A 20888-nucleotide genomic window follows, 5' to 3' on the forward strand; every position below is an offset into this window, starting at 1 on the left:
CCTCGTCATTCTTAACCTTACATCGCCTTTCTTATCCAATGGCTGTTCAGCCAGAAAAACACCCTCGTCCATGGGCTGCCCTTCATGAGCAGTCTGGCGGTCTTCCGAACATCCTGCTGATCCCGCACTTTCGGATCGGACAAATACAGCGCGACAAGCCCTTCTACGATCATCCGGTGAAAATGCCCGAAAGGCAGCCCTTCGGCGGCCGATCTTGCGGCTTTAACCATACGCTCCATCCGTCCGTTAAGCATTGACTGGTCGGCGTAATAGCTGCAGAAGTTCAAATCTCCGCCTTCCCTGTCCTCCGCCTGATCGATCAAATAATCGAGCAAAATGTGCAGACCGCAGATGGACGGGAAATACCGGATACGGATTTCCTTCGCCTGACGCTCTTCCAGCTGTGGATCGCTGGCTGCAAGAAACAGCATAAACATGCCAAGCGTCGACCCCGTCGCTGCCGCAAACTCATTCCACTGCAGCTCGGGATAGAGCGCCGCGTGCTTGTCCCACCAAGCGAGCAATTGACCCTCGCGCTTGGCCGGATCAATATGCTTGTATACTTGAAGATCTCCGTACAGCTGCACCAGTTCGGCCACGAACGGTTGTACCTTAGCGTAGGCGGGTAATTGCGCAGTCCGGCGCTGACATTCCTCAACGAGCGCCGCCAAGTATCCCCCGTCGTCCTGCTCGTCTCGCAAAGCGTAATAGTTGCGCAGGGCAGCTCCCGGGGTGACCGCGTCAAGCATGCTCTGGTGCAGCAGGCGAAAATCGTTCGGATCAAGCGAGGTGCTGCGGTCGCACAGATTGTCCAAATAGTCGCTGATTGTCTGAAGAGCGACGATCAGCGGTATGAGCACATGGCGACTTTCTAAATTGGCAGCGGCGTATACGCCCCCGCCCTCGCAGTGGAACTGCTTGCCGGCTATGCTGTCCAGAGCCTGCTTGCGCAGCTCCGGGTCGGGAATGCCGCCGGCCCTGTCTCGCCAACGCCCGAGCTCGGCTCTGACCTCCGGCAAAATATACTTGTACACTCTTTTCATTAGAGAAAACGGTCCGCGAGGTGAACGGCCCGCCAGCAACGCTTCTTTGGTCATTTCGTAGGTCCTCCGCAACGCTTTAACCGATATGCTGCTTCGTATGCGGCTCCAGATCTTGCCGGGTGCGGAACCAGATGTTCAGGTCGTTAATCCTGCTGGCCAGATCGGCGATATCCCCGTTGATCAGGCAGGACTCGGCGAAATCGTCTTCCTCGAACAACAGCTGCTGCTTCACTCGAATGACATCCTCCAAGCTTTTGATCCGGTCGGGAATCGTCCCCCGAATCATCTCCCACTTGGACAAAATCGCGATTCGGCATGCCAACGGCAGTTCGTCCCAGTCGGTCTCCAGAGACGGAAGCGCAATGTCGTGCCGCTCGCTGTAAACAAACTGGCGTTCGAGCCAGCGCTCGTCTATCCGCATCTTAATCACCCGGTCTCCGTCTGACAAAGCCTCAAAATTTGCTTTATTCTTTAATTTATCATTTTGCAGAGTTGAAATCCAGCTTAATTCTTCGAAAATGATCCCCGAATGTTCCTCTCAATCTGCTATAATACTACCTATCTCGACAAACACACGACAAATGAAAGCGAGCTTCGCGAAGGAGCCCCCTATGCCGCCAAGTAACGAGCCCGTCTCGATGAGACGGCTTTTGCTGTTTTTTATCCCGATGGGAATTTCCGCTCTGTTGATCAACCTGTCTCACGTCATTATCAATGGAACGCTGGCCAGATCGGACAACCCCGAGATGGTGCTGGCCGGATATGCGCTGGCGATGAGTCTGCTCATTGTTACGGAGAAGCCGGCCGTGCTGTTCCGTCAGACTTGCTCGGCGCTCGTACGCGACCGCACCTCTTTCCGCGCCGTCCGACGCGTCAGCTTCTATGTGTACGGAGCATCGCTTGCGTTCGGCGCGCTTATCGCTTATACGCCTGTCGGCCATTGGGTATTCGGGGGCGCCTTCGGGGCGCCTCCGATCGTAGAAGAAGGAGCGATCCACGCTTATTACGCCCTGATGTTCCTATCGGTATTTTCGGGTATCCGCTGCCTCTATCAAGGGGTTATCATCTATAAAATGAGAACGAGATGGCTGACGATCGCGATGGTATTCCGACTCGGCGGCATGTTCCTGCTGTCCCAATACTTCCTGCGGGTCGGCGTCGACAGCGCGCTGCAAGGAACGATCATCTTCGTATTCGGCATGATGATCGAAGCCGGCGTCAGTTGGTGGGAAGCGAACAGGCTCGTTAAGCAGCTACCGGAAAAAGACGAGGAATGCGAGATTACGGAACCGAAGCAGGTGGCCAAGTTTTACAACCCGCTTCTCTATTCTTCTTTTATCGTCGTTTGGGTGCTGCCGATCTTGAACGCCCTGCTCGGCACGACCGATCGCGGCACGCTCGCCGTCGCGTCGTTTGCCGTAGCCGGCAGTCTGATGAATCTGATGCTCGGCTTTTTTACTTATTTTCACCAAATCGCCCTGTTGTTCGTCAAGACCAACCCGGACATTGTGCGGAAGTTCACGCTGATGCTCGGTTTTATCCCGTTCGTATTGCTGTCGATCATGGCGTTTACGCCAGTCGGCGAGTGGATGTTCTCGCATGCGCTCGGAGTAAAGGACGAATTGCTGACGGCTTGTATTCACGCCCTGCGCGGCTTCCTGCCGTTCGTGCTCGTCTTCCCTTGGCTGGACACGCTAAACGGTGTGGTCATGGCCCACGGAGAGACGAAGCTGATGTTCGGCTCGCAAACCGCGAACGCGGCGTTAACCTTGCTGACGATCGTACTGCTCGCTCTGCTGCTGCCTGCTTGGAGCGGCGTGCTGGGCTCCATGGCGCAATCCGCCGGAGTCTTCGCGGAGGTGCTGTTTCTGGCGTGGCTTTTCCGCCGCAGCCGTCGCAGCGTCAGGCTGACCGCCGAACATCAAGGATAGGAGATTTCAACCATGAACAACAGCTCAGCCATGCGCGGGCAGCTCTTCGTGCTGCGCGCTCTCCAATTCGCCAACTATGCCGGAATGGTGCTTCTGATCACCTACTTCCCGCTATATTTCGAAAGCCTGGGCTTCTCCAAGCTGCAGATCGGAGCGATCTACTCGGTCGGACCGTTCCTGTCCATCGTGTCCAATCTCGTCGTCGGCATTATCAGCGACCGCACGAAAAACCTGCCCCGCATCTTAAACGTTCTGTATCTCGTGCAAATTCTGGCGCTCGCGCTGCTGCTGCCGCAGAAGGAATTCGGCATGATGGCCGGCATTATGGCGCTGTTCTACTTGTTTCAGACGCCGAACAACTCGATGCTGGACAGCGTCTCCCTGCTCGCCGCCGAACGGATGAAGATCAGCTTTCCTTCGATCCGAATGTTCGGCTCGCTCGGCTACGCCGTCTGCGCCGTCCTGTTCGGGTATGTGCTGAAGACGTTCGGTTCGGACTTGACGATAGGGCTGATTCTCGGCGTTGTCCTTGTCTCACTTGTCTTCTCCTTCTTCGTCGGAGACTACCAGGCTACGCTGCGCAAATTCGAGTTCAGCGGGCTATGGGAGCTTCTTCGGCGCAAAGAGACGCTCGTGTTCTTCGGATTGATTATGGTCATTTCGGTAGCCCATCGCACAAACGAGGGCTTCCTGTCCGTAGCGATGCGAGAGATCGGGGCCGACGACTCCGTCATTGGCTACGCCTCGCTTGCCTCGGCGGTCAGCGAAATTCCGATGTTTTTCCTGCTCGCCAAGTTCGGTCACCGGTTCCGCGAATATCCGCTGCTCGCGATCGCCAGCGCGTTCTACGTCATTCGTCTGTCTTTGCTCAGCCTGGCCGACCAGCCCTGGATGATGGTCGCCCTGCAGATGATGCACGCCATTACCTTCGCGATCTTCTACATTACCGCGCTGCGCGGTCTGCAGTCGCTTATTCCCGACGAATACCGCTCGTCAGGCCAGGCGGTATTCGCCGTCGTCTGGTCGGGTTTGGCCGGCGTCATCGCCGGAACGCTCGGGGGCTGGCTGTACGATTCGTTCGGCCTGTCGCGCGTCTTTCAGACCGGCGCCGTCTTTGCCCTGATCGGTACGATCGGCTTCCTTGTCGCTCATGTTCGCCGGCGATAACCTTCTTGCAAATCAAAGAGGCTGTCCTCAAGCAACTCTGCTTGGGGACAGCCTCTTTCTATCGTTTATATCAGCCCGTCTCGGCTTGAGGCGCCCACTCGGTATCCGTCTCCTTGCGCACAAGAATTCGGGATATCCGCAGATGGTCGGTCTCTTCTATCGTAAACCGGAATCCTTCCTCGGCGACGACAAATTGGTTTTTCTTCGGCGGGTTCTCGATCTGGGAATAAATCCAGCCTCCGATCGTGTCGTAATCGTCGGTGGGCAGATCAAGCCCGAAGAAGCTGTTCACCTCTTCGATAAGCATCATGCCGTTGATGGAGTACGTATTATCTTCACGCGGCTCCACGTCGGGGCGCTCCTCGTCGAATTCGTCCTGAATTTCGCCGACAATCTCTTCCATAATGTCTTCCAATGTAACCAGTCCCGAAGTTCCGCCGTACTCGTCGATCAGAATCGCAATCTGCGTCTTCTTCTTCTGCATCAGCTTCAGCAGCGCGCTGATCGGCATACTCTCGGGCACAGTCGTCATCGGCCGCAACAGATCGCGAATGTCCAGGATGGCGTTATCCGGCACCTTCAGCAAATCTTTAATATGCACAAAGCCGATAATGTTGTCTTTGTCTCTCTCGCACACGGGGTATCTCGTATGCATCTCGCGCAGTGCGATCGCTCGGTTCTCTTGAAAGCTCAAATTGCCGTAAAGGCAGCTCATCTCGGTTCGCGGAATCATAATCTCCCGAGCGTTCGTCTCCGAGAAATCGAAAATATTATCCATTAGCGTAAGTTCGGTATTGTCGATTAATCCGCTCTTATGGCTTTCCTGCACTAGAATCCGGATTTCTTCCTCCGTATGCGCGGTGGAAGTATCCTCCTTGACATCGATGCCGAACGGCTTCAGCAGCATGCCTGCGGTACCGTTAAGCAGCCAGATGAACGGGCTCATCACTTTGCGGAAAAAAATCATCGGACCGGCCGTCAGCAACGTAATCGTCTCTGCTTTGCGAATTGCGACCGATTTCGGCATCAATTCTCCAAGCACGATATGAAGCACCGTGATAAACGAAAAACCGATGATAAAAGACAGCGGATGAACCAGATTCTCGTTAAGATGTACGGCTTGGAACATAGGCTCAAGCATGCGGGCGATTGCGGGTTCGCCGATCCAGCCCAATCCGAGCGACGTCAGCGTAATGCCGAGCTGGCAGGCTGACAAATAAGCGTCCAGATGACCGATCAGATGAGAAGCCGCAGTTGCTCTCTTATGCCCCTCCTGCACCAACGTATCGATCTTCGAGCCGCGCGCTTTCACCATGGCAAACTCGGCAGCTACGAAGAAGCCGTTCAGAAAAACCAACACGAAGATCAAAAGCAAATTCACGCCTAACGGAAAGGGGTCAGGGTCCAAATGTTTCCTATCCTCGCCTGAAGCGGAGAGGACAGGTACACCTCCTTATCGAATAAAAAGTATAAAAGCTGAAAACTCTATTCCTTAAGCTTAGACGGTTTCTCGCCCTCCGTCAAACGACGATAGACCTCGTAAACCGCCGTAGTACCCATCTGTATTCGTCGCAGCCTGCCACCTATGCCGATTTTTCGGGCGTAAAGGCCGGATATCCCCGATTCCAACGAAAAAAGCTTGTTGCTTCAGGCAAAATCCACTTTTTCCTGAAAATCTCCAATTTGTACGCGTATCGCTCCGTCTATCCCCGTCTTCCTCTGCGCTTCAACTGGTTTTGCCGGATTTTATCTTCCATCCCCTGCTCGGTCGCCTCGTAAAAAACGCTGGAAGACAGCTTGTCCGGCAAATAACTCTGTTCGACGTAGTGGCCGGGATAATCGTGCGGGTACTTGTAGCCGACGTGGCCGAGCTTCTTGGCCCCGCTGTAGTGCGCATCCCGCAAGTGCAGCGGAACCTCCGCCGATTTGATCGTATCGAAGGCCGTCATCATCTTCCCGATCGTCACGGCGATCGCGTTCGATTTCGGACTCTCCACGGCGAACAGAATCGCCTGAGCCACAATATATTTGGACTCCGGCCAGCCGATGCGGTGATAAGCTTCCATGGCGCTGACCGCCTGTACCATCGCCTGCGGGTTGGCCAATCCGATGTCTTCGCTGCAGGCGACCGTCAGTCGCCGCAGGAACACCATCGGGTCCATGCCCAGCTTCTCCACCGCGTAGAGAAACCAGAACAAGGCCGCATCGCTCGAGCCCCGCACGCTCTTGTGGAACGCGGACAGCACATCGTACTGCGTCGATTCGTCGGCTTGTACCGACGGTTGGCGAATCGATTCCACCGCGATATCCAGCGTTACGCGGACGGTTCCGTCCAGCTCCGAGGGCGTCGTCACCGCGGCCAATTCCAGGGCAGTCAGCGCTCGGCGTATGTCGCCGTTAGCCATCGATGCGATATGCTCCAGCGCCTCTTCATCCGCCTGCAGCTTCATAAAGCCAAGTCCTTTGGCCGAATCGGCCAAAGCCCTGCGCATTGCCGCAAGCGAATGCTCCTTCGTGAGCGGCTCCAGCCGGAACAGCGTCGAGCGGGAGAGCAGGGCTCCGTTCACGGAGTGGAACGGATTTTCCGTAGTGGCCCCGATGAAAACGATAATGCCCCGCTCTACGGCCGGAAGCAGCGCATCCTGCCTGGCGCTGTTGAATCTATGCACCTCGTCGAGGAAGAGAATCGTTTTGCGTCCGTACATATTTTTATTTCTCTCCGCCTGGTCGATCACCTCGCGTACGTCCTTGACGGACGCATCGACGGCGTTCAGCCGCACGAAGTCGCCCTGCGTCTGCCGCGAAATAATGTGCGCCAGCGTCGTCTTTCCGCATCCCGGAGGGCCGAACAGCAAAATGGACGATACGACGTCTCCTTCAATCGCCCTCCGAAGCAGCTTCCCCGGTCCGACCACATGCTCCTGCCCGATATATTCGTCAAGCGTCTCCGGGCGCATCCGATCGGCCAGCAGCCGTCCGCGCGGCTCCGCTTCCGCTTGATAGCTGAACAAATCCATTCGTATTCCCGCCTTTCTCCTCTCTATCATAGCAGAAACTCGCGTTTCCAGAAAGAGAAAGCGATCATACGTTCCCTAATACCCCGTATATCTCCTCCTTCACAATCTCTCTTCTCTCGCGGATGTAATTGCGAATAACGTTCGGCTCTCCGATAAAATCCCGATACAGCCATTTGCGGCTGCCGTCGTCCTTCATGTACGGCGCGATCTTCCCCATCATCCTCTCGGCGACCGGCAGCAGCCGCTTTTCCGTGAACGGCCCGTTCAGAGCATATTCCAAAATGGACCGGTACTGTCTGCGAACAGACGGGAATTTCATCAGCTTGCTCGTCAACGCATTGTAACCCTCTACGTTCACCAGATCGCTCTCCACGATGCGCCCGTAGCAATTTCGCCCCCATGTGCCCTCGTAATCCCAAGGAATCATTCTTAGCTTGCCTGTTTTTCCGCTGCGGTAGATCGCATAGTTTTGCTCGAAGCCGTCGTAATTGCCGGTCAGCACCGCCCCGGCCAGCCATCTCAGGTAGTTGTCCACATCCAGACGGGAACGGATAAAAGCCTCGACTCGCGCGCCGCGGAGCGTGTTCACCCCTCTGATGAACGAGCTCAGCTTCGCTTTTTCCCCGTTCGAGCCAAAGCGGTGTTCATACCCGGCGAGCAGCGATCTTTTCGGACGATCCGATTCCGATGAGATCAGCCCGAAATCGGCCCGATTGTTGATCGCGTAAAACAACGACGAAGCCCCTATTTTCCTGTTGGTAAAAAACCGTCTTCCCACGCCTTCGATTTCCAGATACACGCCTTTGGGCTCGTCGTTAACCATAAGCATCACATGCTTAGTGCGAGGGGCCGGTACGCCGAGCATCGGGAAGAAGGCAAAGGAAAGCGCATTGCGAATCATCGAAGGATCGTCGTATTCGGCATTATAATGAAAAGCTTGATTGGCTCGGACGACTTCGTAAGACTTTTTCGAATAGCTTCGGGTATGTCCTCCCCGGTATCGAACCGACACCGAGGTTGTTGCGCCGTTGGTGCTCATTTTGCCGGGAACGTACCGATCGTTCCATAAATTTTTTTCAAGCTCGCGGCTCGCTTCGTTGCCCAGCCTTATCGATCTGACCGGTAGAGGCATGCATTCTCCGCCCTCTCTTGATGCGTCGTCTCCATCAGCGTATGTCGCCCCGGCATTGGCGGAAACGGCATCCGTCTAATTCGCCGGACGGCAAAGAAGCCCTTTCGGCCGCGCAAGCGAAAGGGCTCCGTTACGAAGGGCGCGCATGCGATACAATTACGCAGCTCCGGCGGCGTCAGCCGCGTTTAGTGCAAGGGCGTTTGCGGCCTTTGCCGCGCTTGTGGCATTGACAGCGATGTCCGGTCCGACCTCGGGTTGGGCGGCAACCGCAGCGCTTTTTCTTAGGACCCGCGGAGTGCCCTCCGGTATGTCCGCCAGTGTGTCCCACAGTGCGCCCGATCGTATGGCCGGGGTGCCCGCCCGTGTGACCGGTGTGGCCGCCCGTGTGGCCGGGATGACCGCCAGTGTTGCCTGGATGACCGCCCGTGTGACCGGGATGGCCGCCGGTGTTGCCGCCCATATAACCGGGATACCCGCCGGTATGGCCCGGATGACCGCCTGTATGACCGGTGCCTCCAGTGCGGTTATGGCCGCCCGTATGCCCACCGGTATGGCCGCCGTTATAGCCTCCGGTCCCTCCTGTGCCTGTTCCCCATTGTCCCCACGACTGGTGCCCGTGGTCCGGTCCCGTATCGATCGGCTCGCCCCCCGAATGATGCTCTTTCGGAGCACACTTAGTCGGAGGCTTCCGTCTCTTCCTTTTTCCTCCGCCCGTCCACCAGCATTTGCATTTGCGGACGCGCTTCGGGCAGCGTTTCTTGGCCCCATGCAGCAGCATGCTCAATGAAACTGCACCTCCTGTGTAAGATCATACAGTTTATGAGCTATGGCCGATCTTCGATAGAGACAGGCGCAGAATTGGAATGAAAAGAGGCTGATCGCCCTCGGATAAATGCGGATTTTTGACGGGTGTTCGGACAACCAACCGTATCCTCCCGGCTTGACGTCACATAAATGTAGAGTACAACCTGTTTTGCTTCGGACACAGAGCGATAGCCAAACGACCAATCCCGACCCGCAAGGAGGTGAGCCCGAATCGTGATCGATTACGCCAATGAATTCGTCGCCTTGACGGTTGCAGACTTGCGACAGGTCGTTCACGGCCAGCTCGTCGACCAAAGCGCAGAGCTTATCGTGCTGTACGACGGAATCCGCTTCATGTATGTGCCGCTCGTCCATATCGAGCAGTTAACGCGGTATCCGTCTCCCTCCGGCATGACGGGGAAAATCCCCGAGTCTCCGCTCGGTCCTGCCGAACACTTATCCCATCGCAAGGTGCTGCTGAACGCCAAAGGCGTATTCGCGGAGCTGTACGTCGCGGGAAACCGAACGATTCACGGCTACGTCACCAGCGTCATGACCGACTTCTTCGTCTTCCACTCGCCGTTGCACCGCTCGCTCTGCGTCTCGATGCGGCATCTGAAAATTTTTGCCCCTTACGACGACGGGCAGCTTCCGTATGCGCTCGGGCCGAATCGTTTTCCCTTCTACCCTCCGACAGCCCCGCTTGCCCGCACATTCGACCGACAGCTTCAAAAATTCGAAAACGAATTCGTTATTTTGGATTTGGGAGAGCAGCCGCGAAAAAGCGGACTGCTGAAATCCGTCGCCAACAATCTGGTCGAGCTCGCAGCCGCGGACGGAACGAGCACCTATATTCATCTGGATCACGTCCGAACGATCCATCTTCCTTAAGGGGCTGTCCCGAAAGCCGACTGGCTTGCGATGAAAGATAAACAAAGAAGGGGTATGTACTCCCGCTGACGCCTCATACGCTCCTGAAATCGCCTTGCCACGGGTTTCCCCGTTCGGATTTCAGTAGCGTATGGCATCGGAAGGAGGTACATCCCCCTCTTACTTTTATCTTCGGTGATCTTTCATAGCGACTCGGTCTGCTTAGTTATCGGAAGAACGCTTAGCCCCGGCTTCCACCAGCTCGCGGAACACGACGCTGACCATAATCAGCCCCGCGACCGGAGGCACGAACGCATTGCTCGCGGGCGGCTGCTGCGCTTTACGAATTTCCGGCGCGGTGTCCGGAACGATCCGCTGCGTCACGTCTTCCCGCGGCTTAACCGGCTCCTCCGTCGAGAACACGACTTTGACGCCCTTCTTGATCCCGGCTTCGCGCAGTTTTCTGCGAACGACGCGGGCGATCGGGTCGACCGTCGTCTTCGAGATGTCGGCGACCTGAAACCGGCTGGGGTCCATCTTGTTCGCCGCACCCATGCTGGAGATGACCGGAATGCCGCGCTCAAGGCACTGCTTGATCAGATGGACCTTGTAGACGATCGTATCCGACGCGTCGACCACATAGTCCAGCGGATACTTGAACAGCTCCTCGTATGTCTCTTCCGTATAGAACATCCTCAGCGCGATCGCGTCGCATTCGGGATTGATCAGCTTGATCCGTTCCTTCATCAGCTCCGCCTTTGGCTGGCCGACGGTTGTCGTCAACGCGTGAACCTGACGATTGACATTCGTAATATCGACGACGTCTTTATCGATCAGAATAATGCGGCCGATGCCCGAACGGGCCAGCGCCTCGGCGGCAATGCCGCCGACTCCGCCGATGCCGAGCACGGCCACCGTGCTCCCCTTCAGTGTCTCGAGCCCTTCGGGTCCGATCGCCAGCTCTGTTCTGGAAAATTGGTGCAGCATCGCAGGCTCGCTCCTTTGAATTAACCTTGACTTTCCGTTTCGTCGGAAGGCTGGGCCTCCGGAGCGGCGTTCTTCGCTTGCGCCGCAACCGCCTTAGCCGACAGCCTGATATGCAGATCCTCCAGTTGGCGCTCCGCGACCGGCGACGGAGCGTCGCACAGCAAATCGGTAGCGCTGGCCGTCTTCGGAAACGCGATCGTCTCGCGCAGGTTCGTGCGTCCCGTCAGCAGCATGACCAAGCGATCCAGACCGAAGGCAATGCCGCCGTGCGGAGGCGTGCCGTATTCGAAAGCATCGAGGAAGAAGCCGAACTTCTCCTTCGCCTCCTCCAGAGAGAAGCCGAGCGCCTTGAACATTTGCTCTTGCACATCGCGGCGATAAATCCGCATCGAGCCGCCTCCGACTTCGTAACCGTTCAGCACGATGTCGTAGGCTTGCGCGCGGATCGCGCCCGGATCGCTGTCGAACAGCGCCAGATCTTCGTCGTTCGGACGCGTGAACGGATGGTGTTCCGCGACGAAACGCTTCGCTTCCTCGTCCCAGCCAAGCAGCGGGAAGTCGACGACCCACAGGAACTTGTACGCGTTGTTGTCGATCAGACCCAGCTCGCGGCCGACCTTGAGACGCAGATTGCCCATGACGTCCGCGGCGGTCTTCAGCTTATCGGCGGAGAACGTCAGCAAGTCGCCTTCCTCGACGTTCAGACGCTCGGTCAGCGCGGCAATTTCCTCCGGCTTAAAGAACTTCACGATCGGTCCGTTCCACTTGCCTTCCTTCACCGTAATCCAGGCGATGCCCTTGCCGCCGTAACGCGCCGCGAACGGCTGCAGATCGTCGAGCTCCTTGCGGCTCCAGCTGGCGCAGCCTTTGGCGTTAAGCGCCTTGACGACGCCTCCGGCAGCGGCTACGGACGCGAACACCTTGACGTCGCTGCCTTTGACGATGTCCGTAACGTCCTCGATCTCAAGGCCGAAGCGCAGGTCCGGCTTGTCGGAGCCGTACTTGTGGATGGCGTCGTGATACGTCAGGCGCTGGAACGGAGTCGGAATGTCGACGCCGATCGTCTCGCGGAACAGGCGCGCCATTAATTGTTCCATCATGCCGAGAAGCTGCTCCTGGGACAGGAACGACGTCTCGATATCGACTTGCGTAAACTCCGGCTGGCGATCTGCGCGGAGGTCTTCGTCGCGGAAGCAGCGCGCCACTTGATAGTAGCGCTCCAGGCCGCCGATCATGAGCAGCTGCTTAAACAGCTGCGGCGACTGCGGCAGCGCGAAAAACTCGCCCGGGTGAACGCGGCTCGGCACCAGATAGTCGCGCGCGCCTTCCGGCGTGCTGAGCGTCAAGATCGGCGTTTCTACATCGATAAAGCCGTTCTCGTCGAGGAAATCGCGGAACACCTTTGTCGCCTTCGAGCGGAGTCGCAGCGTCTTCTGCATCTCCGGACGACGCAGGTCGAGGTAACGATACTTCAAGCGCAGCGACTCGTCCACCTCCACGCCGTCTTCGATCGGGAACGGAGGCGTCTTGGCCGCATTGATTACTTCTACCTCGGTTACTTGAACTTCAATTTCTCCGGTCGCCAGGTTCGCGTTGTACGTCTCCGGGTCGCGCTCGACGATTTTGCCCGTTACGGCCAATACGTATTCGTTACGCGCACGGCTGCCGAGCTCAAGCGCTTCCTTGGAAATTTCCGGGTTAAACACGATTTGCACGATTCCCGTGCGATCGCGCAGGTCGATGAAGAGCAGCCCGCCGAAATCGCGCCAGCCCTGCACCCATCCGTTCAGCACGACGGTCTGCCCGACATGCTCCTTCGTTAAAATTCCGCAGTCGTTCGTTTTAAGCATCATCTGTAATCTTCCCCTTTTTAGGTTGTCATCCATTTCTTAATCGTATCTGCCAGTTCACTCAGCTTCACAGCCGTTTGCTCGCCGCCGTTCATCGGACGGAGAGAAATTTCTCCCCGATCCAGCTCATCGTCGCCCAGCACAGCCGCATAGCGGGCTCCGCTGCGCTCAGCCGCCTTAAATTGCGCCTTCGTCTTGCGTCCGAGATAATCTCGCTCGGCGGCAATTCCCGCGTCGCGCAGCCGCTGCGCCAATCCGGGAGCCGCTTGCTCCGCCCTCTCGCCCAGCGCGACGATGTAGACATCCGCCCCGCTGCCCAGATCGGGCTTAATGCCTTGACTCTCCAGCAGCAGCAGCGTCCGCTCCAGTCCGAGTCCCAAACCTACGCCCGGCTTATCGTCTCCGCCAACCTCGGCCACGAGCCCATTATACCGGCCGCCGCCGCCGATCGTGTCGATCGCGCCGATGCCCTGAGCCTTGTACTCGAACGCGGTATGCGTGTAATAATCCAGTCCTCTGACCAGCTTCGGGTTCAGTCGGTAAGGAATGCTCATCTCGTCCAGACATTCGCGCACGCGCGCAAAGTGTTTCTCGCACTCCTCGTCCAGACTGTCCAGAATCGACGGAGCGTCCGCGAACTTATCCTGGTCGACTTTGCAGTCGAGCACCCGGAGCGGATTGCGGTCGATTCTTGCTTGGCAATCCTTGCACAAGCTTTCCCGCATCGGCTGCAAGAACGCAAGCAGCTTTTCCCGGAAGGCCGCCCGAACCGCCGGCGTGCCGACGGAATTCAAATCGACCGTTACGCCTGTCAGCCCCAGCTCCCGATAGAAGTGATACCCCAAGGCGATCACTTCCGCGTCGAGCGCCGGATCGTCGGAGCCGATCGCCTCTACGCCGAACTGATGGAACTGGCGGTATCTGCCGGCTTGCGCGCGCTCGTATCGGAACATCGGCCCGATATAGTACAGCTTCGCGATGTCGGGATCGCCATACAGCTTATTCTCCACATAAGAACGGACGACGCCGGCCGTCCCTTCCGGACGAAGCGTCATGCTGCGCTCGCCGCGATCCTCGAACGTGTACATCTCTTTCTCGACGATGTCCGTCGTCTCGCCGACACCGCGCTTGAACAGCTCGGTTCCTTCGAAGATCGGCGTTCTAATCTCCCTGAATCTGTAACGCCGGCAAATGTCGCGAGCCGTGCTCTCTACGTATTGCCAAAGCTCGGAATTGCCGGGCATAATGTCCTGCGTGCCCGGAGGCTTCTGAAAACCCATCGTTCTTATCACTCCCCTGCTTGTGCTTCAATTCCAAACAAGCTTGCCGAAAGCCGATGAGGATCAAAAAAGCCCCCGTCCCATGGCGATCTCAATAAAGATCGTCAGGGACGAGAGCTTGTCGTTACGCTCCCGCGGTGCCACCCGTCGTTCAAGTCTGTCTAATCGACAGAGGCTTGCTGCTTTCGCCCGGTTAACGCCCGGCTGCGCCGCAATGCTACTGAGCCGAACCCGACAATGCGTCAGGCAGGCGGTTCCCATCGGGTTCTCGGGGAGGTCGTTCGTCCGATCATTGCCGGAAAGCTTGCAGCCGAAGGCTTTCCTCTCTGTGGGCATGGGGCCGGATTACTTATTCCCGTCGTCGAATCTGAGGCTTTGGAAATACAGTTTGGAAATACAGATGTAATTTATTGTAGTCTGTTGCGCAGCGGCTGTCAAGGAATTCGCACATTCGCTCGCTCATTCGTATCATTCGCCCTTAATTGCCCGTTAATACAAGTAGCCCTTCCCTTAAACTCTGATATAATGACAGCGTATTCAGGATTACAGGGAAGAAGGACGGCGATCGCATGCTTCGCACTTTATGGAAAAACTCGATTTTCAGCAAGCTCCTGCTCATTTTTCTATTGATTCTCATACCGTTGTTCTCGCTCGGCATCCTGTTGTACAACTGGGGAATCGGAGCGGTCAGGACGCAGCTTACCGGATCGATCCAAACATCGCTCGAATCGATCTTGGACAACTTCGACCAAGACGTTCAGCGAACGCAATCGCTGCTGTTCGAGACGTTGATGAACGACGAGGATCTGGCCATGCTCGCCCTTTTCCCCCAGTCGACGGCGCAGTATTCGGAGTATGAGAAATTCCAGATGATCGGCCGGCTGAAAAAGCTGCTGCTTGCTGTCAAAAACAGCAATCGCTATATCGCGGACGTCCGCATTCACGTTCCCCTGCTGAACCGGACGTTATCCGCGGCTGCGTGGCCCGAGAGCTTCCGCCAGGACGAATACGACGATTTCTCTCGTCAGGACGAGCGCCTTCGGATGGTGTACCGCAACGACCGGCCTTACATTGTTATGAAAACGTTTAACAGTAAAACCGACAACGCGCAGCCCTACTTTATGATCGTGGTCGAATTTTCCGCGAAAGAGCTGAAGGATTCTCTGTTCCCGCTGCTTCAGTACGGCAACAGCGGAATCTATCTTCGGGATGATTCGTCCCGCTTCTTCGTCGGCACGACGAACGACGACAAAGCCCAGTCCGTGGAAGCCGCCCTGCCCCGGCTCGGCCAAGCCGAACTTGCGGAGCTCAAAGCTGCAGGGAGCAGCTATCAGGTTTTCCGCGCGCATTCGTCCTCTCTTGGACTGGAGGCTGTTCAGTACGTTAGAAACTCGGAGCTGTTCCAGACTATCCGCATTTATCGGGTCTGGATCTGGTGCTACTCCCTTGTCGGGCTTTTGATCCTTGCGCTGTTCTCGCTATACGCTTATCGGTACATTCATCAGCCGCTGGTCAAAATGGTCCGTTCCTTCTCGCGCGTGGAGAACGGAGATTTCAATGTCTTTATCAAGCACGACCGCAACGACGAGTTCCAATACCTGTTTTCTCAGTTCAATGATATGGTCCGCAACCTGAATACGCTCATCGACCAGTCTTATCGTCAGAGGCTTCTCGTCCAGAATGCCGAGCTGAAGCAGCTCCAATCGCAGATCAACCCGCATTTTCTGTATAACAGCCTGTTTATTTTGAACACGATGACCCGGACGGGCGATTACGATAACCTGGAATATTTCACGATTCAGCTCGGCGAGTATTTCCGGTTCATGACGAAAAACAATCAGGACGACATTTCGCTGGGAGAGGAAATTCGCCATGCGCGAACCTATGCGGACATACAGAGCCTGCGCTTCGGCAGCCGGATTAAAGTCGTCTTCGACGAGCTCCCGCCGGCTTATGCGGGTCTTTCCGTTCCTCGGCTTATTGTCCAGCCCGTTATCGAAAACGCTTTTATCCACGGTCTTGAACAGATGCCCGAGAAGGGCTGGATCTCCATCTCCTTCGCCGCGGAGGAGGATCATCTTGCCATTGTCGTGGGGGACAACGGCGGATCGCTATCCGATCAGCAGTTGCAGTACGTACAGGCTATTCTCGCAGGGGAAGCGGAAGCAGGGGAAGAAGTCGGCTTGCATAACATTCACCGCAGATTGCAGCTCAAGTTCGGGCGGCACGGGGCTCTGCGGCTGTCTCGCAGCACCGAGGGCGGCTTAAAAGCCGTAATTTTGATTCCGTTGGAACCGACAAAGGAGAGGGAGTAACATGATTCGACTATTGATTGTGGACGACGAGCAGATTATTGCCGACGGCTTGTTCGAGACGCTGCAGCAGCTCGGCCATCTTGAACTGGATCTTCACAAAGCCTATTCCGGTATGGACGCCTTAAAACTCCTGCACGATGCCCGTTTCGACGTCGTGCTCTCCGATATTCGCATGCCCGGCATGAACGGATTGGAGCTTCTGCGGCATATTCGCTCGACCTGGGCGGATTGCCGGGTCGTCTTCCTGACGGGGTTCAACGATTTCGACTACGTGTACGAAGCGATTCAAAATCAAGGCGTACATTATTTGTTGAAAACGGAAGGCTATCCGAAACTGATCTCCGTCATCGAAAGCGTCGTCGAAGACGTCCGCGCTTCCAGGCAGTGGAGCGAGCTTGTCGTCGAAGTGAACGAGCAAATGGAAGCGGCAAGCCAGGTGCTGCAGAAGGAGTACCTGCTGCGGCTGGCCGGAGGCGATTCCGCCGCGAATCGGGAGACGCAGTTCGTACAGTTGAAGCTGCCGCTCAACCCCCAGCTCCCCGTCCTGCTGCTTGCGGGCAAAATCCGCACGAACCGGGACGGCGAGCTCGATTATACCGGAAGATCGAGACTGGGCTACTCGATCCAGTTGATCGTCGAGCGGCATCTGTCTCCCGCTATGACCGTCAAAAGCGCGATCGACGATCTTAACCGGCTCGTCTGCTTCCTTCAGCCTCAGATTTCGTCGCTTGATGCGGAAGACGCGGAAAAGGCGTTTGAGAAAATTTCCTTGTTCAGCGCAGGCATGCTGGACGTGATTCAGCAGGCGATAGAGCTGTCGGTGCAAGTACCGGTCTCCTTCGCCATCGCCGACAGATCCGTAAGCTGGGACGAAGCCGGAAGAGCATTCGCGCGTCTGCAGTACGCGCTCGATTACCGGACGTCGATTGACGCGGAAATGATTGTGACCGTGGATCAGACGTCCGAGGATGATAGCCGAAGCGGCGCAGACAACGAAGAAGTTCGCTTGATTCTGAACAAGCTTGGCCGAATGGACGCCTGTCTGGACGAAGGACGCGTCGAGGAGGCGCTCACTCTGCTCTCGCAGGCCAAGGACGTCGTAGCCCGCCTGCCGTCCGACGATGTCGGCATGAGCATGGAAATCTATTATCGCATTACCCTCTCCTTGCTCTCTTACATGAATCGTACAGGCATCGCTGGACGCCGCGAGGAGGAGGTCGACTTGTCCAGGCTGCTGCGCGCGGAAGGGCCGGACTCGCTCCCGTTCGCTATCGAATATGCGGCACGTCTCATTCCCGAGCTGCTGGAGCTTAGGCAGCACGAGCGGGACCGCTCCGCATCGCAGGTCATCAACCGGATCAAAGACTATATCGCAGACAATCTCGCAGGCGACGTCTCGCTGACCCGCCTGGCCGACATCGTTTATTTTAACCCCGCTTACTTGTCGCGGCTGTTCAAAAAAACGACGGGAATTACGATCGTCGATTACGTTCACGAACTGCGCATGAAAAAAGCGATCTTCCTGCTGGAGGACACCGACATGAAAATCCAGGACATCTCGGAAACCGTCGGCTTTACGTCCGCCACGAACTTTACGAGATTTTTCCGCAAATACGCCAAATCGACCCCTTACGAATACCGGGATGCGGCGCGCGCCAAAAAGTCAAAAATGGATTAGTCTGCACCGATCTAAGGTACGTTTTTGAATATTGTGGGCTGCCGAATCGGTGTCTTATGCTTAATACAGAGGTTGTGCACACCTACTTGTTAACGACTACGGGGGATAGAGAATGACCAACATGACTGCCGGAAAAAGAAAGAAGACGCTCGCAAGTCTCGTCTTCTCCTTATCGCTTGTTTTTGTATCCGCTTGCAGCGGCAATAATGGCGGCAATGGCGGCGGCTCCGCAACGAGCGCTAGCCCTTCCGCTTCCAATTCCGCTTCGCCGTCTTCGTCTGCCGAAACGGTGCAGGCAGCCGATCCGTTCGAGAAATACGAGCCGCCGATCGAGATTACGACGGTCAGAAGCACAAGCGCCCGCTTTAAGTTTCTCGAGGGCGAATCGCTGGACAACAACGCTTGGTCGAGAGCTTACGAGAACGAGCTTGGCATTAAAGTGAAAAACGTATGGACGATCGACGAAGCCCAGTACCAGAACAAAATGAACGTCACGATCGCCTCCGGTGATCTGCCTGATCTGATGTTTGTTTCGCCCGCCCAGTTCCAGCAGCTGCTTGAGAGCGAACAGATCGAGGATCTGACCGCCGCCTACGACCGGTACGCTTCGCCTTTCCTGAGAAAAATCATGGAGCAGGACGCAAACGGACTGATGAAAAAGGCGGCGACCATCGACGGCAAGATGATGGGCATTACCGGTTTCGGCAGCATCGAGCAGGGAACGTCGGTCATCTGGCTGCGTTCGGATTGGCTGAAGGAGGCGAACCTGCCCGAGCCGACGACGTTTACGGACGTGCTGAACATTGCGGAGACTTTCGCCAAGGCGCATCCTGGCGCTTACGGCATCGGCCTGAACAAGGATTTGTTCGGCGGACTGGCGACCATCGAAGGCATCGCCAACGCCTTCCACGCCTATCCGAAAACATGGGTGAAGGACGCTTCCGGCCAACTGGTCTACGGCAGCGTTCAGCCGGAAATGAAGCAGGCGCTCGCCGCTCTGCAGGACATGTACAAGCGCGGCTTGATCGACAAGGAGTTCGGCGTCAAGGACGGCAACAAGATTGCCGAGGACATTATGAACAACAAAATCGGCCTGCTCTACGCCAACTTCTGGCACCCGCTCTGGCCGCTTCAGGAAGCGATGAACATGAACGCGGCAGGCGGCATGAGCTGGAAGCCTTATCCCGTGCTGTCCGCCGACGATCAAGCCGCCTCCCCGTCCACCAACATTCCGGTGACCGGATACTACGTCGTCCGCAAAGGCTACGAGCATCCGGAGGCTGCGATCAAATTGGCGAATCTGCAGCTTAAGAACGCCTGGAGCGACGAAGCTCAGGCCGAAATCTACAACACAGACAAAGATCAGACGCCGTTTTATTTGTACCCGACCATCAGCATGGAGCCGCCAAGCAAAAACCTGGAAGCCGGCTTAGCGGTCACCGAAGCCTATATGGCCAAAGACCCTTCCAAGCTGAACGAGGAGCAGAAAGGCTATTACGACAACGTCGTCGCCTATTTGGACAATGGCGACATTAAGAGCTTCGGCAATGCGCTCATCTTCGGACCCGGCGGCTCAGAGACGGAAGTGCTCAAAAAATACGTCGAAGGCAACAGGATGAAAATCGGCGAATTTTACGGCGCTCCCGTGCCGACGCAGCAGATGAAGCAGGCAACGCTCGACAAGCTTGAATTGGAGACATTCACCAAGATCGTCGTGGGCGAAAGCTCCATCGATGAATTCGACAGCTTCGTAGAGAAATGGCACAAACTCGGCGGAGAGCAAATTACGAGCGAGATCAACGAGTGGAAGGCCGCTCATTAACTTAAAGTTTACGACAAGGGGGACGGCCGGCAGCGTCGCGGCTCTCCCCTTTCTCGTTCGCGGGGAAGGAAGAGAAGAGATGGACATCAAGCGAGGAATGCGCAGGGAGCTTCCTTTTCACCTTATGGTGTGGCCGGGCTTGCTCGCCGTGCTGATCTTCAGCTATGCACCGATGGCGGGCATCGTCATTGCGTTCGAGAAATTTATTCCGTCCAAAGGGATTTTCGCTTCCAAGTGGATCGGCTGGGATAACTTCCGGTTTCTGTTCGAGCAGCCGGACTTCGCCCAAATCATTCGCAATACCGTCGTCATCGCGGTAGCCAAAATTATCGCCGGACTCATCGCCTCAATCGGCTTTGCGCTGCTGCTGAACGAATTGGGCAGGGCGTTCGTCAAGAGAGCGATTCAGACGCTTGTCTACCTGCCTCATTTTCTATCGTGGATTATTCTGGGCGGCATACTGATCGATATTTTATCGCCTTCGACGGGAGTCGTGAGCTGGGCGCTCGGGCTGATCGGCATCGATGTTCCCTTCTTCCTCGGCAGCTCGTCCTGGTTTCCCTTTACACTGGTCCTATCCGATGTCTGGAAGGAGTTCGGCTTTGGAGCGATCGTCTATCTGGCGGCTCTCACCTCCATCGACCCGACCCACTACGAGGCTGCGGTCATCGACGGAGCGAACCGCTGGCGGCAGACCTGGCACGTTACGCTCCCCGGCATAGCGCCGATCGTTGTGCTGATGGTTACGCTCAGCCTTGGCAACGTTCTGAACGCCGGATTCGACCAAGTGTTTATTTTGCTTAATCCGAGCGTCATGGACACCGGCGACATTATCGATACATGGGTATACCGGATGGGACTGGTCAACGCGCAATACGGGCTCGCGACCGCAGTCGGCCTGTTCAAGTCGGTCATCTCCACCGTGCTGATCGTCTCCTCGTTCATACTGGCGTCCAAATTCGCCAATTACCGGGTTTTCTAAGGGGGGAATG

The 20888-nt window shown here is 56.4% G+C and carries 16 protein-coding genes; 7 read left to right on the plus strand and 9 right to left on the minus strand.

Annotation, left to right across the window (positions count from 1 at the left end):
• Nucleotides 1–17: 17 nt before the first annotated feature.
• Both DFP98_RS03000 and DFP98_RS03005 read right to left on the minus strand, forming a co-directional pair.
• Nucleotides 18–1097: a tetraprenyl-beta-curcumene synthase family protein gene (locus DFP98_RS03000; protein ID WP_116059078.1), complete on the minus strand. Its 1080-nt coding sequence runs from the start codon at nucleotides 1095–1097 to the stop codon at nucleotides 18–20.
• A 22-nt stretch (nucleotides 1098–1119) separates the two neighbouring features.
• On the minus strand, nucleotides 1120–1464 hold the full coding sequence (locus DFP98_RS03005; protein WP_116059079.1) for a hypothetical protein: 345 nt from the start codon (nucleotides 1462–1464) through the stop codon (nucleotides 1120–1122).
• A gap of 190 nt (nucleotides 1465–1654) precedes the next feature.
• Between DFP98_RS03005 and DFP98_RS03010 the strand changes: the two genes are divergently transcribed.
• The gene (locus tag DFP98_RS03010) at nucleotides 1655–2974 is read left to right on the plus strand and encodes a multi antimicrobial extrusion protein MatE (protein ID WP_116059080.1); all 1320 of its coding nucleotides are present in this window, start codon (nucleotides 1655–1657) and stop codon (nucleotides 2972–2974) included.
• A 12-nt stretch (nucleotides 2975–2986) separates the two neighbouring features.
• The gene (locus DFP98_RS03015) at nucleotides 2987–4141 is read left to right on the plus strand and encodes an MFS transporter (RefSeq protein WP_116059081.1); all 1155 of its coding nucleotides are present in this window, start codon (nucleotides 2987–2989) and stop codon (nucleotides 4139–4141) included.
• Between the two features lie 70 nt (nucleotides 4142–4211).
• Here DFP98_RS03015 and DFP98_RS03020 read toward each other — a convergent pair whose 3' ends face one another.
• From DFP98_RS03020 to DFP98_RS38860, 4 genes are all read right to left on the minus strand, one after another.
• On the minus strand, nucleotides 4212–5510 hold the full coding sequence (locus tag DFP98_RS03020; protein WP_425455506.1) for a hemolysin family protein: 1299 nt from the start codon (nucleotides 5508–5510) through the stop codon (nucleotides 4212–4214).
• 334 nt (nucleotides 5511–5844) lie between these two features.
• Nucleotides 5845–7158 (minus strand): replication-associated recombination protein A, encoded by a 1314-nt coding sequence (locus DFP98_RS03025; protein WP_116059083.1) that lies wholly within the window; start codon nucleotides 7156–7158, stop codon nucleotides 5845–5847.
• Nucleotides 7159–7222: 64 nt separating this feature from the next.
• Complete coding sequence (locus DFP98_RS03030; RefSeq protein WP_116059084.1) at nucleotides 7223–8290, minus strand: CotH kinase family protein; 1068 nt, start codon at nucleotides 8288–8290, stop codon at nucleotides 7223–7225.
• 175 nt (nucleotides 8291–8465) lie between these two features.
• Entirely contained in the window at nucleotides 8466–9074 is a 609-nt protein-coding gene (locus DFP98_RS38860; RefSeq protein WP_181917460.1) for a hypothetical protein, read from the minus strand.
• 254 nt (nucleotides 9075–9328) lie between these two features.
• On the opposite strand from DFP98_RS38860, the gene DFP98_RS03040 reads away from it, so the two are divergent.
• Nucleotides 9329–9985 carry a DUF2642 domain-containing protein gene (locus DFP98_RS03040; RefSeq protein WP_116059085.1) on the plus strand — a complete coding sequence of 219 codons (657 nt, stop codon included), beginning with the start codon at nucleotides 9329–9331 and terminating at the stop codon, nucleotides 9983–9985.
• Between the two features lie 201 nt (nucleotides 9986–10186).
• Here the strand turns inward: DFP98_RS03040 and DFP98_RS03045 are convergent, their stop codons facing one another.
• Genes DFP98_RS03045 through hisS form a run of 3 tightly spaced genes read right to left on the minus strand, consistent with a single transcriptional unit; the run spans nucleotide 10187 to nucleotide 14081 of the window.
• A complete protein-coding gene (locus tag DFP98_RS03045) occupies nucleotides 10187–10951 on the minus strand; it encodes a tRNA threonylcarbamoyladenosine dehydratase (RefSeq protein ID WP_116059086.1) in 765 nt (254 codons plus the stop codon).
• Between the two features lie 20 nt (nucleotides 10952–10971).
• Nucleotides 10972–12804, minus strand: coding sequence for an aspartate--tRNA ligase (aspS, locus tag DFP98_RS03050; RefSeq protein WP_116059087.1), 1833 nt, complete (start codon nucleotides 12802–12804; stop codon nucleotides 10972–10974).
• 17 nt (nucleotides 12805–12821) lie between these two features.
• Nucleotides 12822–14081 carry a histidine--tRNA ligase gene (gene hisS, locus DFP98_RS03055; protein WP_116059088.1) on the minus strand — a complete coding sequence of 420 codons (1260 nt, stop codon included), beginning with the start codon at nucleotides 14079–14081 and terminating at the stop codon, nucleotides 12822–12824.
• A 569-nt stretch (nucleotides 14082–14650) separates the two neighbouring features.
• On the opposite strand from hisS, the gene DFP98_RS03060 reads away from it, so the two are divergent.
• The 4 genes from DFP98_RS03060 (at nucleotide 14651) to DFP98_RS03075 (ending at nucleotide 20878) form a co-directional block, all read left to right on the plus strand.
• A complete protein-coding gene (locus DFP98_RS03060) occupies nucleotides 14651–16396 on the plus strand; it encodes a sensor histidine kinase (RefSeq protein WP_116059089.1) in 1746 nt (581 codons plus the stop codon).
• 1 nt (nucleotide 16397) lies between these two features.
• Nucleotides 16398–18074, plus strand: a complete 1677-nt coding sequence (locus DFP98_RS03065) for a response regulator transcription factor (protein ID WP_116059090.1) — start codon at nucleotides 16398–16400, stop codon at nucleotides 18072–18074.
• 112 nt (nucleotides 18075–18186) lie between these two features.
• Complete coding sequence (locus DFP98_RS03070) at nucleotides 18187–19896, plus strand: extracellular solute-binding protein (RefSeq protein WP_116059091.1); 1710 nt, start codon at nucleotides 18187–18189, stop codon at nucleotides 19894–19896.
• Between the two features lie 79 nt (nucleotides 19897–19975).
• The gene (locus tag DFP98_RS03075; protein WP_116059092.1) at nucleotides 19976–20878 is read left to right on the plus strand and encodes an ABC transporter permease; all 903 of its coding nucleotides are present in this window, start codon (nucleotides 19976–19978) and stop codon (nucleotides 20876–20878) included.
• The last annotated feature ends 10 nt before the right edge of the window (nucleotides 20879–20888 follow it).

This window comes from Cohnella phaseoli, assembly GCF_003386235.1.
GTDB classification, from domain to species: domain Bacteria; phylum Bacillota; class Bacilli; order Paenibacillales; family Paenibacillaceae; genus Cohnella; species Cohnella phaseoli.

Bases quoted from the DNA above. Each gene is read 5' to 3' on its own strand.
- hisS (WP_116059088.1), bottom strand. From the start codon at position 14,081: ATGGGTTTTCAGAAGCCTCCGGGCACGCAGGACATTATGCCCGGCAAT.
- DFP98_RS03060 (WP_116059089.1), top strand. From the start codon at position 14,651: ATGCTTCGCACTTTATGGAAAAACTCGATTTTCAGCAAGCTCCTGCTC.
- DFP98_RS03065 (WP_116059090.1), top strand. From the start codon at position 16,398: ATGATTCGACTATTGATTGTGGACGACGAGCAGATTATTGCCGACGGC.
- DFP98_RS03025 (WP_116059083.1), bottom strand. From the start codon at position 7,158: ATGGATTTGTTCAGCTATCAAGCGGAAGCGGAGCCGCGCGGACGGCTG.
- DFP98_RS03005 (WP_116059079.1), bottom strand. From the start codon at position 1,464: ATGCGGATAGACGAGCGCTGGCTCGAACGCCAGTTTGTTTACAGCGAG.
- aspS (WP_116059087.1), bottom strand. From the start codon at position 12,804: ATGATGCTTAAAACGAACGACTGCGGAATTTTAACGAAGGAGCATGTC.
- DFP98_RS03070 (WP_116059091.1), top strand. From the start codon at position 18,187: ATGACCAACATGACTGCCGGAAAAAGAAAGAAGACGCTCGCAAGTCTC.
- DFP98_RS03075 (WP_116059092.1), top strand. From the start codon at position 19,976: ATGGACATCAAGCGAGGAATGCGCAGGGAGCTTCCTTTTCACCTTATG.
- DFP98_RS03000 (WP_116059078.1), bottom strand. From the start codon at position 1,097: ATGACCAAAGAAGCGTTGCTGGCGGGCCGTTCACCTCGCGGACCGTTT.
- DFP98_RS03015 (WP_116059081.1), top strand. From the start codon at position 2,987: ATGAACAACAGCTCAGCCATGCGCGGGCAGCTCTTCGTGCTGCGCGCT.
- DFP98_RS03045 (WP_116059086.1), bottom strand. From the start codon at position 10,951: ATGCTGCACCAATTTTCCAGAACAGAGCTGGCGATCGGACCCGAAGGG.
- DFP98_RS03010 (WP_116059080.1), top strand. From the start codon at position 1,655: ATGCCGCCAAGTAACGAGCCCGTCTCGATGAGACGGCTTTTGCTGTTT.
- DFP98_RS03030 (WP_116059084.1), bottom strand. From the start codon at position 8,290: ATGCCTCTACCGGTCAGATCGATAAGGCTGGGCAACGAAGCGAGCCGC.